The organism is Actinoplanes sp. NPDC049681 (assembly GCF_044465265.1).
Taxonomy (GTDB): Bacteria; Actinomycetota; Actinomycetes; order Mycobacteriales; family Micromonosporaceae; genus Actinoplanes.
This window is the reverse complement of record NZ_JBITLP010000004.1, coordinates 128,786-142,623: the sequence shown is the minus strand read 5'-3', so window position 1 is coordinate 142,623 and position 13,838 is coordinate 128,786. Positions and strand designations below refer to the sequence as shown.

Genomic DNA, 13,838 nt, shown 5'->3' with positions numbered 1-13,838 from the left:
CAGTGGCGGGTCGGTTGTACGGCGTCGGGCTCGGCCCGGGCGATCCGGAGCTGGTCACCGTCAAGGCCGCCCGGCTCATCGCCGCGGCCGACGTGGTGGCCTACCACGCGGCCCGGCACGGGCGTTCGAACGCGCGGGCGATCGCGGCGACGTACCTGCGGGACGGGCAGATCGAGGAGCCGCTGATCTACCCGGTCACCACCGAGACCACCGACCACCCCGGCGGCTACCAGGGCGCGATCGACGAGTTCTACGCGGCGAGCGCCGAGCGCCTCGCCGCGCACCTGGACGCGGGCCGCGACGTCGTGGTGCTGGCCGAGGGCGATCCGTTCTTCTACGGGTCGTACATGCACATGCACAAGCGGCTGGCACACCGGTACGAGGCCGAGGTCGTACCGGGCGTCACCTCGGTCAGTGCGGCTTCGGCGGTGCTCGGGCGGCCGCTGATGGAGCGGGACGAGACGCTGACCGTCCTGCCCGGCACGCTGCCCCCCGACGAGCTGGCGGCGAAGCTCGCCGGCACCGACTCCGCCGCGATCATGAAGCTGGGCCGCACGTTCGAGGGTGTCCGCGAAGCCCTGGACCGCGCGGGCCGCCTGGACGACGCCTGGTACGTCGAGCGCGCCACCACCGAGCAGCAGCGCCACGGCCGGGTCGCGGACATCGACCCGGCGACCGTGCCGTACTTCTCCCTGGCCCTGCTCCCGAGCCCGGCCGCGGCGGCGTTCGTCGCGGCGGCGCGACCGGCCGGACCGCACGGAGGTCAGGTCACGGTCGTCGGGCTGGGGCCGGGCGCACGCGAATGGCTCACCCCGGAGGCGCAGGCCGCGCTCGCCGAGGCCGACGACGTGGTGGGCTACGGCCCGTACGTGGACCGGGTCCCGGCGAACCCGCGGCAGCGCCGGCACGCGTCGGACAACCGGGTCGAGGCCGAGCGGGCGGCGTTCGCCCTGGACCTGGCCAAGCGTGGGCGCCGGGTGGCGGTCGTGTCGTCCGGCGACCCGGGCGTGTTCGCGATGGCGGCGGCGGTGCTCGAGGTCAGCGAGGACCCGCAGTGGAAGGACGTGCCGATCCGCATCGTGCCCGGCCTCACCGCGGCACAGGCCGTGGCGAGCCGCGCGGGTGCGCCGCTGGGCCACGACTTCTGCATCATGTCGCTCTCCGACCGGCTGAAGCCCTGGGACGTGATCGCGTCCCGCCTCGCCGCGGCGGCGGGCGCCGATCTCGTCATCGCGCTCTACAACCCCGCCTCGCAGAGCCGCAAGGAGCAGCTCGTCCGCGCCCGCGAGCTCCTGCTGGAACACCGCGACCCGCAAACCCCGGTGGTGGTCGGCCGCGACGTGGGCGGTCCGCAGGAGACGGTACGGGTGACCACGCTCGGCGACCTGGACCCGGCGACGATCGACATGCGCTGCCTGCTGATCATCGGCTCCAGCCAGACCCGGGTGGTGAGCCGGGGAGACGGCTCGACCCACGTCTTCACCCCCCGCAGCTACCCGAGCTGACCCAGCCACCGCACGGCGTCGTCGACGGTCGCGGCCGTCGGCACCCCGGCGGGCAAGGCCGGCCGGTCCACCATCACCACCGGGATCCCCAGCGCCCGGGCGGCGTCCAGCTTGGCCGCCGTCCCGCCGCTGTCCTTCGTGACGAGCACGTCGATGCGGTGGCTGAGCAGCAGCTCCCGCTCCGACTCGACACTGAACGGCCCGCGGTCGAGCACCACCTCGACCCGGCGCGGCATCGGCGGCACGGGCCGCTCGACGGATCGCGAGAGGAACCAGCACCCGTCCAGCGCGGCGAAAGCGGCGATGCTCTGCCGCCCGGTCGTCAGGAAAACCCGCTCACCCAGCGCCGGCACGGCATCCGCGGCCGCCGCCAGGCTCGGCACCCGATGCCACACATCGCCCGGCCCCGCCGTCCAGCCCGGGCGGCGCAGCACCAGCAACGGCACCCCGGCGGCCGGGCAGGCAACCGCGGCATGTGCGGTCATCGTGGCGGCGAACGGATGCGTCGCGTCGACGACCGCCTGGATCCGCTCGTCCCGCAGATAGCGAGTCAGGCCGTCGACCCCGCCGAAGCCGCCGACCCGCACCTCGCCTGCTGGCAGCAGCGGCGCCGACGTCCGCCCCGCCAGCGAACTGATCACCGGCACCCGCCCGGCGAGCGCCCGGCCCTCGGTGGTGCCGCCGAGGACCAGGACTCTCAGGTCCGGCATCGCTCGGTCGAGTACAGGTGGCTGTCGGGAAACTGCGACGCGGTGAGCGCGGCCCCGACGACGATCACGGCGGTGCGCTTGACCCCCGCCTCCACAACCTTCGGCGCGATGTCCGCAAGCGTCCCACGCAGGATCAGCTCGTCCGCACGGCTCGCCCGCGCCACGACAGCGACCGGGCACTCCGGGCCGTAGTGGGGAACCAGCTCCGCGACCACCGCCTCGATCCGCTGAACCGCCAGATGCAGCACCATCGTGGCGCGGCTCGCACCCAGCGTGGCGAGATCCTCACCGGGCGGCATGGCGGTCGCCCGCTCGGCCGTACGGGTCAAGATGACCGTCTGCGCCACCTCGGGCACGGTCAGCTCCCGCCCCAGCGACGCGGCAGCCGCGGCGAAGGCAGGCACGCCCGGCACCACGTCGTAAGGAACACCCACCGCGTCGAGCCGCCGCATCTGCTCGGCAACCGCACTGAACACCGACGGGTCCCCGGAGTGCAGACGCGCCACGTCGTGCCCCGCCCTGGTGGCGTCGACCATCTCGGCGACGATCCGGTCCAGATCGAGGTTCGCGGTGTCGACGAGGCGAGCACCCGGCGGGCACACGTCGAGCAGCTCCCGCGGCACGAGACTGCCCGCGTACAGGCAGACCGGCGAGGCGGCAAGCAGGCGCTGTCCCCGTACCGTAATAAGATCCGCGGCCCCGGGCCCCGCGCCGATGAAGTGAACCGTCACGGCTCGACCACCGGAATCCGCGCCGTCACGGCTCGACCACCGGCATCCCCGGCCCTCACGGCTCGACCACCGGCATCCCCGGCCCTCACGGCTCGACCACCGGCATCCCCGGCCCGCACGGCTCGACCACCGGCATCCCCGGCCCTCACGGCTTGACCACCGACCAGATCGTCACCGGCATCATCGCTCTCCATCCCGTGAACCCGCCGACCGGCGAGGCGCGGCTGACCGCGATCCGGGTCAGCTCGCCGCCGAACTTGGCGTACCAGGCAGCCAGCACGGCCTCCGACTCCACCGTGACCGCATTCGCCACCAGCCTGCCGCCCGCCGCCAACGCCGCCCACGCGGCCTCGACAACTCCGTCACGCGTCACACCCCCGCCGATGAAAACCACGTCGGGCGCGGGCAATCCGGCCAAAGCGCCGGGAGCGCGACCCACGACGACCTTGAGCTTCGGTACGCCCAGAGCAGCCGCATTCGCCTCCACCCGCCCGGCCCGCTCGGCCGACGACTCGACGGCAACCGCCCGGCAGGCCCGATGGCTGCGCATCCACTCGATCGCGATACTCCCCGACCCCGCGCCGACATCCCAGAGCAGTTCGCCCGGCTGCGGCCCCAGCAGGGCGAGCGTCACGGCCCGCACCTCCCGCTTGGTGAGCTGCCCGTCGGTGTCGTACGCGTCATCGGGCAGCCCGGGGATGATCGGCCGCGCGGGACCACCACGCCCGCACTCGATGGCGACGACGTTGAGGGGGTCGACGCCGGCCAGGTCGAGCTCGGCGGCGGGGCCGGTCCGGGTGGTTTCCTGCTCTCCGCCGAGCTGGGCGAGCACGGTGAGGGTGCTCTCGCCGTAGCCGCGGCCGATGAGGAGGTCCGCGATTTGTGCGGGGGTGCTGGCGTCGCGGCTCAGCACCAGGATTTTGCGACCGGGGTGGATCAATGGGTGGAGTTCTTCGACCGCGGCGGTGACCAGGCTCAGCACGTCGACGTCGGCCAGGGGCCAGCCGAGGCGGGCGGCGGCTAGGGAAACCGAGGACGGGTGCGGGATGACCCGCATCGTCCCGAACCGGGTCTTGGGTCCGGGGTGGGCCCCGGCGTCGGCCCCGGCCCGGGCGTCGGCGTCGGCCCCGGCCGCGACGTCGACCCCGGCCCCGGCGTCGGCCCCGGCGTCGACCCCGGCCCCGGCGTCGGCCCCGGCGTTGGCCCCGGCCCCGGCGTTGGCCCCGGCCCCGGCGTCGGCTCCGGCCCCGGCGTTGGCTCCAGCTCCGGCGTTGGCTCCGGCGTTGGCTCCCGCCCCGGCTTCGGCTCCGGCCGCAACGTCGGCTCCAGCTCCAGCGTTGGCTCCGAGCGTGGCGTTGGCGCTGGGGCCAGGCTCGGCGGCGAGGCGGGACAGCGTGGCGCCGATGCCGTGGAACATCGGGTCGCCGCTGGCGAGGACCGCGATGCGACGGCCGCGGTGCTCCTCGAGCAGGCCGGGCAGGGCGGGCAGCAGCGGCGAGGGCCACGGCACGCGTTCGCCGGCCACGTCGGGCGGGAGCAGGGCCAGCTGACGGTCGCCGCCGAGGATGACGTCGGCGGCCTTCAGCGCGGCGGTGGCCGTACCCGGCAATCCGGCCCAACCGTCGGCGCCGATGCCGACCACGGTGAGGCCGGCGGGGTTGTCAGTCACGTCGGAGACGTTAGCCGCCGGATCATTCGGGCCCTTCCGCCGCATCCCGGGGATCGATATCTTTCGCTGTATGAAGCGCGCTCTCGCCGCTGCCGCATTGACCGCCACCCTGGTCGCGGCCCCCGGCGTCGCCCCCGCCCCCGCCTTCGCCGCCTCCTATCTCCCTGCTTCCCGGGCCGCAGCCGCCCCCGGCTCCGACCGCGCTACGTCCTCCGGCTCCCACCGCGTCACGTCCACCGGCCCCCACGGCGCCGCCTCCACCGGCGCCGACCGCGCCGCCTCCTCCTCCAGCCTCGACCGCACCACTTCCTTCGGCCCCAACGACCGCGCCGCCTCGTCCGGCTCCCACCGCGTCGCGTCCTCGCGTCACGCGGGAACGCTCGGGCGGGCTGCGGATGCGTCCTACCGGACCTTGGGTGCGGCGAACCATCCCGACTGGATGGCCTCGGTGCCGGATGCCACGAGCCTGGCCGGGCTTTCGATCCCCGGCACGCACGACACGATGGCGATCCATGGCGGTGCGCTCACCGAGACGCAGGAGGACTTCGGCGACAGCGGTGGCACCCTCGCCCGTCAGCTCGTCGCGGGCATCCGCATGATCGACATACGGGCCCGGATCAACGGCGGCAACACCTTCACCATCCACCACGGCGCCGTCTATCAGCAGGCCAACTTCACCGACGTCGTACGGGTGCTGTCGGACTTCCTCGCCGCCCACCCGGCCGAGACGGTGATCATGCGCCTCAAGCAGGAGTGCACCGGCGAGCTCGGGTCCTGCACGGACGTACCCGGTCAGAAGAGTTTTCAGGACATCTTCGACTCGTACGTGACGCCGGTCTTCTGGCAGCCTTCCGTGACGCGGTCCACGGCCGCCGAGACGCCGACGCTCGGTCAGGTGCGGGGGAAGGTCGTCCTCGCCGTGATGCACAGCGCGTTCGGCGGCGTGATCGAACACTACGGGCTCACCCAGTTCGCCACGTGGTCCGACGGGCCCTATGTTCAGGACAATTACAACGTACCGAACATCTGGGCCATTGCCACCAAGCGGGACCAGGTCCGGCGTTTCCTGGATGCCACCAGCGCGGGCGACCCGACGAAGATCTACGTGAACTTCGGCTCGGGTGCGAGTCTGTTCGCTCAGCCGCAGCAGGTGGCGGGCGGTGCGTTCGGGGTGCAGGGGGTGGATCCGTTCCTGCTCACCTACCTGAACGAGGGCCACGGCCTGACCCGCACCGGCGTTCTCGTTCTGGACTTTCCGGGCAGCGGCCTGATCGAGAAGATCATAGGTTTTTCGTCTCCCCGTTGAGCCATAGTTCGCCGCACCGCGTAGTACCCGTCGACGGCTCCTCCGACGGGTCGTCACGTCCGTCGCCGGGGGGTGGCGGCCGGGGACGGACAGACGACTGCCGGGCGGGTGAGACCGATGGCGCGACCAGGGCCGACGATGTACGAGACCTACGAGGACCAGCGGCCGGTCCGTGACTTCTGGGAGCAGCCCGACCTCAACGAGGGCGTGCCGCGCGGCGACATCCTCACCGAGGCGCCCGGTGCGCCCACCGGCTGGGAGGGCTCCGGCCCGGCGATCGTCACCGACGACCGCCCGCCGGCCGAGGCCACCTCGGGCAACCGGCTGCTCACGGTGCTGCTGTTCTTCGCCGGCCTCGCGACCAGCCTGTCGCTCTGGCTCTTCGAGACCGAGGCCGGCGCGATCAACGACACGCCGAGCCTGCTGATGGCGGTCGGCCGGCTGACCGGGCTGGCCGGCGGCTACGTGCTTTTCATCCAGCTGCTGATGATGAGCCGGGTCTCCTTCCTGGAGGAATGGGTGGGCGCCCGGGACCTGCTGCGCTGGCACCGCTGGCTCGGCACGTCGCTGGTCGTGCTCGTGGCCGCCCACGTCGTCTTCATCGTGTACGGCTACGCCCTGACCGCCGACACCGGCGTCGTCGACCAGGGCTGGACGATGATCACGACCTTCCCTGACATGATCGGCGCCACGGTCGCCACCGGGCTGCTGGTGTTCATCACCCTCATCTCGATCCGGGCCGCGCGCACCAAGATGCCGTACGAGCTCTGGCACTTGATCCATCTCACCGCGTACCTGGTGTTGCTGCTCGGATACGGCCACCAGATCGCGATGGGCGCCAACCTCTCGGGCGACTTCGCCGACCTCTACTGGCCGGGGCTCGGCGCCCTGGTGATCGCCGCCCTGGTCTGGGGCCGCCTGATCGAGCCGGTCTGGCTGAACGTCCGGCACCGCTTCGAGGTCGCCGAGGTGGTCGCCGAGGGCACCAACACGTTCTCGATCTACATCGACGGCAAGAACCTCGACAAGCTGCCCGCCCAGGCCGGTCAGTTCATGCGCTGGCGTTTCTTCACCCGCAACGGCTGGTGGCAGTCGCACCCGTTCTCGCTCTCCGCGGCACCCAACTCGCAGTGGCTGCGCCTCACCGTGACGGCGGTCGGCGGCCACACGGCCAGGCTCGCGGAGATGGAGCCGGGAACCCCGGTGTGGGCGGAGGGGCCGTTCGGTACGTTCACCGCCCAGCGCCGCACCCGGCGCCGGGCCCTGCTGATCGCGGGCGGCAGCGGCATCGCCCCGATCCGCGCCCTGCTCGAGGACATGCCGCCGGACACCATCGTGATCTACCGGGCGAGCCGGCCCGATGAGCTCGTGTTCCGGGAGGAGCTCGAGGAGCTCGCCGAACGCCGGGACGCATGGGTGCGCTACATCGTCGGTTCCCGCAACGACCCGGGCCCGCGCCGGCTGTTCACGGCGAACGGGCTGCTCGGCCTGGTGCCGGACGTCAACCGGCGCGACGTCTACCTGTGCGGGCCGCCCGGCCTCGTGAACGCGGCGGTGCAGACGCTGCACGAGCTCGAGGTGCCCGACAGCCAGCTGCACCTCGATCCGTTCGAGTTCTGACCTCTCCTGTCCGTACCCCATCGATCTGTCAGTCCGGGAGTTTTGATGCGACGCAGCACCGCAGCAGCCGTAGGGACGTTGACCGGCGCCGCCCTGATCGTGGGCGTGCGGCTGAGCGTCTCCGCGCCGGCCGTGCCGACGGCCGCGCCGCCAGCCGTCGACCTGACCGGCTCGGGACAGGACGCCACCCCGCCGAGCAAGAAGCCCAGCACCAAGAAGCCCTCCGGCGACTCGGACGACGATTCGGACGACGACTCGGCCCAGGGTTCGTCCCAGGGCGCGGCCGGCGGCAGCGGTCTCAAGGACGGCATCTACAAGGGCACGGCCGTCAGGAACGCGTACGGCATCATCCAGGTCTCCATCAAGATCGAGAACGGCAAGATCACGGCGGCGGACGCCACTTACCCGACGACCGCGGACAGCGCCACCATCAACCCGCCGGCCATCGCGGCGCTGAAGCAGTCCACGGTCAAGGCGCAGAGCGCGGACGTGGACGCGGTTTCGGGTGCCACCTTCACCAGCCAGTCGTACGTGAAGTCGCTTCAGGCAGCCATTGACGAGGCGAACGCGTAAGTTCGGCCCATGCACCACGCCGAGCACGTCATGGGTACGGTCGTCAGCATCGACCTCGCCGACGACCTGCCCGCACCGGCCCTCGAGTCGATGATCGGCGACGTGTGCCGGTGGCTGCACGAGGTGGACAGGCGCTTCAGCACCTACCGGGACGACAGCGAGGTCAGCCGGCTGCGGCGCGGTGAGATCGACATCTCGGGCTGCTCGGACGACATGCGCCACGTCCTGGAGGCGTGCGGGGACCTGTGGCGGTCGACGGACGGCTACTTCGACGCGTACGCCGGAGGGCCGCTCGATCCGTCCGGCTACGTGAAGGGTTGGTCGGTGGAGGTGGCCTCGGCGCGGCTGACGGAGGCAGGCTCGGTCCACCACTGCATCAACGCCGGCGGCGACATCCGTGCCCGGGGCCTGTCCCGCAAGGGCGAGCCCTGGCGCGTGGGTATCCGCCACCCGTGGGAAGCCGACAAGGTCAGCTGGGTGCTGTCGATCACCGACCGCGCCGTGGCGACGTCGGGCACCTACGAGCGCGGGGACCACGTCTTCAACCCGCGCACCGGGTCCCCGGCGCGAGGTTTGCGGTCGGTCACCGTCGTCGGGCCGGATCTGGCGCTGGCCGACGCGTACGCCACCGCGGCCCTGGCGATGGGCGAGGCCGGGCTGACCTGGCTGGCGAAGATGGTGGCGGAGGGCTACGACTCGGCGGCGGTGACCGACGACGGGCGCGCGTTCGCCACCGCAGGGCTGCCCGCTGCGGTCTGAGCATTCCCCGCTGGCCGACATGTCTAGAAGTCGGCGAACAGGTAGGGCATCTGCTTGGGGAACAGGGCCGTCAGCTCCTCCACCGCCTCCACGTGACCGAACCCGCGCGTCATCACCTCGACCGGGTCCAGGACGCCGTAGGCCAGCGCGGACATGCCCGCGCACGTCAGCCTCGCCTGGGGCTCGTCCTTCGTCTCCTCGACCGCCAGCCGCCCCGAGTCGCCGGTGATCCGGTAGCGCCCGCCGATCAGCTCGTCGTCCACCACCTCGACGGTGACGTCCGCCTCCGCGCCGGCGTGCAGCCCGTTCAGGGCGTCGATGGCCAGCAGCCGCACCATCGGGGCACCCCGGCGCGGAAGCTCCACCCGGCCCTCGGTGAGCACGGCCAAGTCCGTGCCCCACAGCTCCGGCACCTCGTCCGTACCGATCCTCAGGACGATCCGCGCGACCTGGTCCACGTGCCGCGCGAAGAACTGCAACAGCAGGGCGCGCCCCATCGGCCCCGTCGTCAGCAGATCCCCCGCGACGAGGTCGCCGCCGTACTGATCGATCCGATATGTGACGGCGCCCACCACTTCGCCATCCACACGCGCGAGGGCGACCCACAAGGAAGGGCTCTCGCGGAATTCGGCGGTGCGCGTCTCGTCGAACACGGAAAAGCCGTGCCGTTCCTGGAGCAGTCGCAGCGTGAGGGCGTCGTAGTCGTCGAACCCCTCGGAGAGGCGCAGGCGCTCGACCTCGCCGGGCAGATCGGCCTTGAGCAGGTGCGACAACCCCTCCGGCGCGAACGTCGCGGTGCGCACGCGCGGCACCCCCACATAGCCGAGCTTGCCGTAGAAGGACGGCCGGAACGGGTACAGCGCACTGACGGCGCACCCTTGGTCACGCATCTGCCGCATCAGCCGGCTCATGAGCTGACGGACCAGCCCCCGGCGCCGCGCGGCCGGATGCGAAGAGACCGAGGCGACCCCTGCCATGTCGTGAACGACGCCCCGCACGTTCTGCCGCATCGGGAAAGCGGCCACCCCGGCAAGGGTCCGCCCGTCCTCCTCAGCGATGAGGCTGGTCACGGTCCGGTAGAAGACCATCCGCTTCGCGTAGGTCTCCCGCGCGGCTTCGGCCCAGGGCGAGGGCTCGAAAGCGTACGCCTGCAGGGGGAACATGGTGTCGGTGCGCTCGTCGGCGGCGATCTGTCGGATCTCCATGCCCCCATCCAACCCGGCGCGGGCGGTCGGCGCTCGCCTGTTTCGCGGCCTGTGGATAACGGTGGGCGGGTCGGGGCTGACCTGCGGTTCCACCCAAAAGCGACGCGCCGGGGGACCCCGGTTTGGCAAGCCGTGGGGCGACCGGCTAATGTTTCATCCGTCGCCGGGGGAACCCGGAAGGACAAGCGGACGTAGCGCAGCTGGTAGCGCATCACCTTGCCAAGGTGAGGGTCGCGGGTTCGAATCCCGTCGTCCGCTCGGAGAGGCCGCCACAGGTTACGTGCGGGGCCGGCTCGGTGGAGTGGCCGAGAGGCGAGGCAACGGCCTGCAAAGCCGTGTACACGGGTTCAAATCCCGTCTCCACCTCGGCAAGAGATCGAGGGCGATTGGCGCAGCGGGAGCGCGCTTCCTTGACACGGAAGAGGTCACTGGTTCGATCCCAGTATCGCCCACCACACAAAACAGCAGGTCAGAACGGGTTTCGCCCCTCAGGGACGGAGCCCGTTTCTCGTTGGAGGCCAAGATCTGGAGAGGTTTTGGAGACGATCTTGGAAATGCCACCTCGATCATTCCTCCGCTCGCATCGCCAAGGCAGCGTCCGGGCTCGCGTGGCTACGCTTCGCAGGAGTGATCGTCGCTCTAGTAGTGATCGCGATTGCGCTCGGGATTTCCGCGATCGCCGGGCTGACGGAGAGCTTCGGCGCGGCCGTTGCCGTGCTGGACGCGCTGATCGGTATGTTCCTGGCAAGTGTGGCGGAGCGCCGTACGCGACATGGGTGATCCGATCGCCGTCACGATAGGCGCGTTCTGCGTCGTGTTCTTGGCGCTCGTCGTAGTCGCCGCCGTGTTCGGCAGCCGCCGCAGGCGCCGCGAGCAAGACCGGATGCGGCAGTGGGCGGCCCGCAAGGGCTGGACGTTCACCGCGCATCCCCACGTGGACTGGGGACGCCAGTTGCCCGGCGGTAACCGAAACGGCATCGACTACGCCTTCTCCACTGTGCTGCGCGGCCGGCCGGTCACCGTAGCGCAATACTCCGTGACCGAAGCCAGCGACGGCACAACCACGAACACCCACTACCCCATCGTCACCGTGGCGGTCCTCAAGCGTTCTTTCCCCTCGGTTGAAGTCACCGCGCGGGCCAGGGCATCTCGCCTGAAAAGCGCTCTCTTCGGCGGGGGCGAGACCGCCACCGGCAACCCCGACTTCGACCGCAACTTCCGCGTCCGTACTACCGCCCCGGCCGCTATGCGCCATTGGTTGTCACCGTCATTGATTGCCGCTCAGCTGGGCGGGCAGGTGCCTTCGACGTGGAACATGCAAGGCACCGAGCTGTTCTACCACCGCCCCGGCCGCCTTGAGTTGGACGAGATCGCCGACCACGCCATCGCGCTTACACCTTTGGCGGACCTTCTGGACGGCGGAACCTGACTGATTGTCGGGATGCCGGCCAGTTCACGAACTACCGGTGACGCGGTGGGGCCAGTCAAGGTCAAAGGGCTGGCCCCTTTTGTGAGCTGGGCAAACGTGGCTGCTGGTTGTCGGCGTTGGTCGTGCTGGTCGGCCTCTGACGGCCTGGAGACGGCCTGATCTTGGTGTTCCACGACCGGTGTCCAGGCCGGATGCCGTGCTGTCTCTGGGCTGGTATCACCCCGGCTCCCACGCGGCCGTAGACGGCCGAACTCTCAGGACGGCGGCTCGCACCTCGTAGAGAGCCGCCCCAGTCGCCGCAACGGCGGCTAGGGAAGCTTCTTCACTCTTTCGTGACGGTAGGCGGAGCAATGCGCGCCATGCCGTCGGCGGCAGCCGATGACTTGAGGATGAGGCGCATGGTGTTCCTGGTCACAGCAGCGCTCAGCGTGACCGGCTCCGTCCGAGTCGGTTGAACTGGGTTAGCCGTTCGGATCTGGGACTCGGCCGCGGGTGATGCTGTACTCCGGCGATGACCGGAGCGATCACCGAGGGCAGCGTGCTGTTCCGCGTCCGGCTTTGGTGGTCCGCTCTCGTCATGTTCCCGGTCATGACCGTCTCGTTGGGCCTGGCATGGTTCGCGCTCGGCTTGCTCTTCGGCAGCTGGCCGACGCCCGACTGGCGCCTCCTCTTTCCCCTCGTTGGCCCCAGCGTCGGCAGCATGCTGGGGTTCGCGTGGCGAAACCGGCGGCGACCGGTATGGGTTCGGATCTCCAACGCTGGCATCGAGCTGGCTCAGGGCGGCGTGCCAGTTTTCATCGGCTGGGCGAATGTGGCGAGCGTGTCGGTGCACCGCTGGGGTGTGTTCGCGGTACTCGATGTGGTTCCCGTCGCTCTGCACGAAGTGACAACAAGCGCGCCCGGCGGTCTGGTTCCACGCGTGCGGCAACTGTCCGGCGGAGTGGGCTTCCGTGTCGAAGCAGGCGAGCTTTTCCCCCGGCCAGCGCGGCTTCGCCGGGAGTTGTCCCGTTTCCGGAGGGAACTGCCGTACGCGTAGTTCCGGTGGACAGGCCAATTCGTGCGTCGTTCAGGCGAGCCGTGCTCTGGGCCCCCATATGCTCGGCTGACCGCTCGCCGGCCAGGTTGGCTGGCATCCCAGGGGTACTCGAATAGGTGGCTGATAGGCGGTCACCCGCACAGCAAACCCTTGTCCGCGATCATGGTGTGCAGGGTAGTGATACGACAAGCCGACGTCCGGCGGGATCACGCTTAAGGATGGCAAGTGAGTCAACACGATCACACCTGCACTAGCTTGACTTTGAGATCGACGGGAGCCAGCAAAATGGGCGACAACGGGGTCAGCCTGCTGATCTTCTTCTACATCGCATCCCTCGTCATCGGCATAATAATCTTGCATGCCGTGATCAAGAGCGCTATCAAGATGGCGGTTCGCGAATTGATCTACGGCTTGGGCGTCGATACAGAACCGGAGTTCGCGGCAGCAAGATCCAACCTTTACGGTCTTGTGGCGCGCATACGCGGTGGAAGCCAGGACGGCGGAGGGGCCGAGCAGAAGCCTGCACCCAACTCTTGACCCCCAGCACAACGCAATCCGGTCTCGTACGGCATCTCGCGAGGTCGGCCGACCCGGCATGGCGGGACCCGGGTCAATCAAGTCGGGTCGGTTGCTGTACTTCGCTGCTGTACAGCAGGTGGTGGCCGTGTTGGCCCCACGGCGCCGGAAGGGCGGGCCGCCCGGTTCGTCGATCCCGCCTCAGCTCGACATCGTTCAGGTGGAGGCTGTGTTAGCAGCGCGTTGGCAAATCAGTTCCCGCCTAGCCGTTGATTCCAGACCACCACGTGCACACTGATCGGTTCACCAGAACCCCCTTCCCCGTCAACCTTCATAAGGGCGCGTCGATGCTGGTTGGTGACTAGACAAATAGCGTGAACCTTGTTTGAACGAAGATCGGCCAGGTTCGCTGTTCGCAAAGAAGGTCCGGTGTCCTGATCGGCACAATCCGAATACGACGCAACATTGTCATTGGAAAGCACCATGCGTGCTCCAGGGCCAACCTTCAATGTTGTGGCATCCGCGAACACATCTACGCCATCTCGCCACGTAGCATCGGACGGGTAGCCGTCCCGGCTCCAGTGGTTGATTTGGTCAAGATCAAAGGAAGTGTTCGTCAGTGGTGATGGAGCACATGAGAGGTGCAGGCGGAACCCAGGGTCACTGGGCAATGAACCTACGCCCTTGCAGTCCGGCCGTGCCGCAGGCTCGGCGAAGTTGACCGTCGGTCGTGGTATGTGCAGGCCTATAAGGGTCCCGACGACGGTGGTAGTAACCAC

At 69.8% G+C, this 13,838-nt stretch carries 13 protein-coding genes and 3 tRNA genes; 12 read left to right on the top strand and 4 right to left on the bottom strand.

What is annotated here, in order from left to right; genetic code table 11:
• Positions 1-2: 2 nt before the first annotated feature.
• On the top strand, positions 3-1,505 hold the full coding sequence (locus ACIBO8_RS15075) for a precorrin-2 C(20)-methyltransferase (RefSeq protein ID WP_396115775.1): 1,503 nt from the start codon (positions 3-5) through the stop codon (positions 1,503-1,505).
• Here the strand turns inward: ACIBO8_RS15075 and ACIBO8_RS15070 are convergent.
• The 3 genes from ACIBO8_RS15070 to cbiT all read right to left on the bottom strand — a co-directional run bounded on the left by ACIBO8_RS15070 (position 1,493) and on the right by cbiT (position 4,615).
• Positions 1,493-2,215, bottom strand: coding sequence for a cobalt-precorrin-6A reductase (locus tag ACIBO8_RS15070; protein ID WP_396115774.1), 723 nt, complete (start codon positions 2,213-2,215; stop codon positions 1,493-1,495). The genes ACIBO8_RS15075 and ACIBO8_RS15070 overlap by 13 nt on opposite strands.
• Positions 2,203-2,946: a precorrin-4 C(11)-methyltransferase gene (gene cobM, locus ACIBO8_RS15065; protein WP_396115773.1), complete on the bottom strand. Its 744-nt coding sequence runs from the start codon at positions 2,944-2,946 to the stop codon at positions 2,203-2,205. Before cobM ends, ACIBO8_RS15070 begins: the two co-directional genes overlap by 13 nt.
• 145 nt (positions 2,947-3,091) lie before the next feature.
• Positions 3,092-4,615: a precorrin-6Y C5,15-methyltransferase (decarboxylating) subunit CbiT gene (gene cbiT / locus ACIBO8_RS15060; RefSeq protein ID WP_396115772.1), complete on the bottom strand. Its 1,524-nt coding sequence runs from the start codon at positions 4,613-4,615 to the stop codon at positions 3,092-3,094.
• A 70-nt stretch (positions 4,616-4,685) separates the two neighbouring features.
• On the opposite strand from cbiT, the gene ACIBO8_RS15055 reads away from it, so the two are divergent.
• The 4 genes from ACIBO8_RS15055 (at position 4,686) to ACIBO8_RS15040 (ending at position 8,873) form a co-directional block, all read left to right on the top strand.
• Positions 4,686-5,921, top strand: a complete 1,236-nt coding sequence (locus ACIBO8_RS15055; RefSeq protein WP_396115771.1) for a phosphatidylinositol-specific phospholipase C — start codon at positions 4,686-4,688, stop codon at positions 5,919-5,921.
• A gap of 117 nt (positions 5,922-6,038) precedes the next feature.
• Positions 6,039-7,541, top strand: coding sequence for a ferric reductase-like transmembrane domain-containing protein (locus ACIBO8_RS15050; protein ID WP_396115770.1), 1,503 nt, complete (start codon positions 6,039-6,041; stop codon positions 7,539-7,541).
• A gap of 45 nt (positions 7,542-7,586) precedes the next feature.
• A complete protein-coding gene (locus tag ACIBO8_RS15045) occupies positions 7,587-8,114 on the top strand; it encodes an FMN-binding protein (protein WP_396115769.1) in 528 nt (175 codons plus the stop codon).
• Between the two features lie 9 nt (positions 8,115-8,123).
• The gene (locus ACIBO8_RS15040; RefSeq protein WP_396115768.1) at positions 8,124-8,873 is read left to right on the top strand and encodes an FAD:protein FMN transferase; all 750 of its coding nucleotides are present in this window, start codon (positions 8,124-8,126) and stop codon (positions 8,871-8,873) included.
• A 23-nt stretch (positions 8,874-8,896) separates the two neighbouring features.
• Here ACIBO8_RS15040 and eis read toward each other — a convergent pair whose 3' ends face one another.
• Entirely contained in the window at positions 8,897-10,078 is a 1,182-nt protein-coding gene (gene eis / locus ACIBO8_RS15035; RefSeq protein ID WP_396115767.1) for an enhanced intracellular survival protein Eis, read from the bottom strand.
• Between the two features lie 185 nt (positions 10,079-10,263).
• On the opposite strand from eis, the gene ACIBO8_RS15030 reads away from it, so the two are divergent.
• The 7 genes from ACIBO8_RS15030 to ACIBO8_RS15000 all read left to right on the top strand — a co-directional run bounded on the left by ACIBO8_RS15030 (position 10,264) and on the right by ACIBO8_RS15000 (position 13,080).
• Positions 10,264-10,336 (top strand) — tRNA-Gly (locus tag ACIBO8_RS15030).
• 37 nt (positions 10,337-10,373) lie between these two features.
• Positions 10,374-10,444, top strand: a tRNA-Cys gene (locus tag ACIBO8_RS15025).
• A gap of 14 nt (positions 10,445-10,458) precedes the next feature.
• A tRNA-Val gene (locus tag ACIBO8_RS15020) sits at positions 10,459-10,533 on the top strand.
• Between the two features lie 172 nt (positions 10,534-10,705).
• Positions 10,706-10,858 (top strand): hypothetical protein, encoded by a 153-nt coding sequence (locus ACIBO8_RS15015; protein ID WP_396115766.1) that lies wholly within the window; start codon positions 10,706-10,708, stop codon positions 10,856-10,858.
• Positions 10,851-11,507, top strand: coding sequence for a hypothetical protein (locus ACIBO8_RS15010; protein WP_396115765.1), 657 nt, complete (start codon positions 10,851-10,853; stop codon positions 11,505-11,507). Before ACIBO8_RS15015 ends, ACIBO8_RS15010 begins: the two co-directional genes overlap by 8 nt.
• 511 nt (positions 11,508-12,018) lie before the next feature.
• Positions 12,019-12,543: a hypothetical protein gene (locus tag ACIBO8_RS15005; RefSeq protein ID WP_396115764.1), complete on the top strand. Its 525-nt coding sequence runs from the start codon at positions 12,019-12,021 to the stop codon at positions 12,541-12,543.
• A gap of 225 nt (positions 12,544-12,768) precedes the next feature.
• Positions 12,769-13,080 carry a hypothetical protein gene (locus ACIBO8_RS15000; protein WP_396115763.1) on the top strand — a complete coding sequence of 104 codons (312 nt, stop codon included), beginning with the start codon at positions 12,769-12,771 and terminating at the stop codon, positions 13,078-13,080.
• Positions 13,081-13,838 lie beyond the last annotated feature (758 nt).

Bases quoted from the DNA above. Each gene is read 5' to 3' on its own strand.
- ACIBO8_RS15070 (WP_396115774.1), bottom strand. From the start codon at position 2,215: ATGCCGGACCTGAGAGTCCTGGTCCTCGGCGGCACCACCGAGGGCCGG.
- ACIBO8_RS15055 (WP_396115771.1), top strand. From the start codon at position 4,686: ATGAAGCGCGCTCTCGCCGCTGCCGCATTGACCGCCACCCTGGTCGCG.
- ACIBO8_RS15050 (WP_396115770.1), top strand. From the start codon at position 6,039: ATGGCGCGACCAGGGCCGACGATGTACGAGACCTACGAGGACCAGCGG.
- ACIBO8_RS15045 (WP_396115769.1), top strand. From the start codon at position 7,587: ATGCGACGCAGCACCGCAGCAGCCGTAGGGACGTTGACCGGCGCCGCC.
- ACIBO8_RS15040 (WP_396115768.1), top strand. From the start codon at position 8,124: ATGCACCACGCCGAGCACGTCATGGGTACGGTCGTCAGCATCGACCTC.
- eis (WP_396115767.1), bottom strand. From the start codon at position 10,078: ATGGAGATCCGACAGATCGCCGCCGACGAGCGCACCGACACCATGTTC.
- ACIBO8_RS15010 (WP_396115765.1), top strand. From the start codon at position 10,851: ATGGGTGATCCGATCGCCGTCACGATAGGCGCGTTCTGCGTCGTGTTC.
- ACIBO8_RS15005 (WP_396115764.1), top strand. From the start codon at position 12,019: ATGACCGGAGCGATCACCGAGGGCAGCGTGCTGTTCCGCGTCCGGCTT.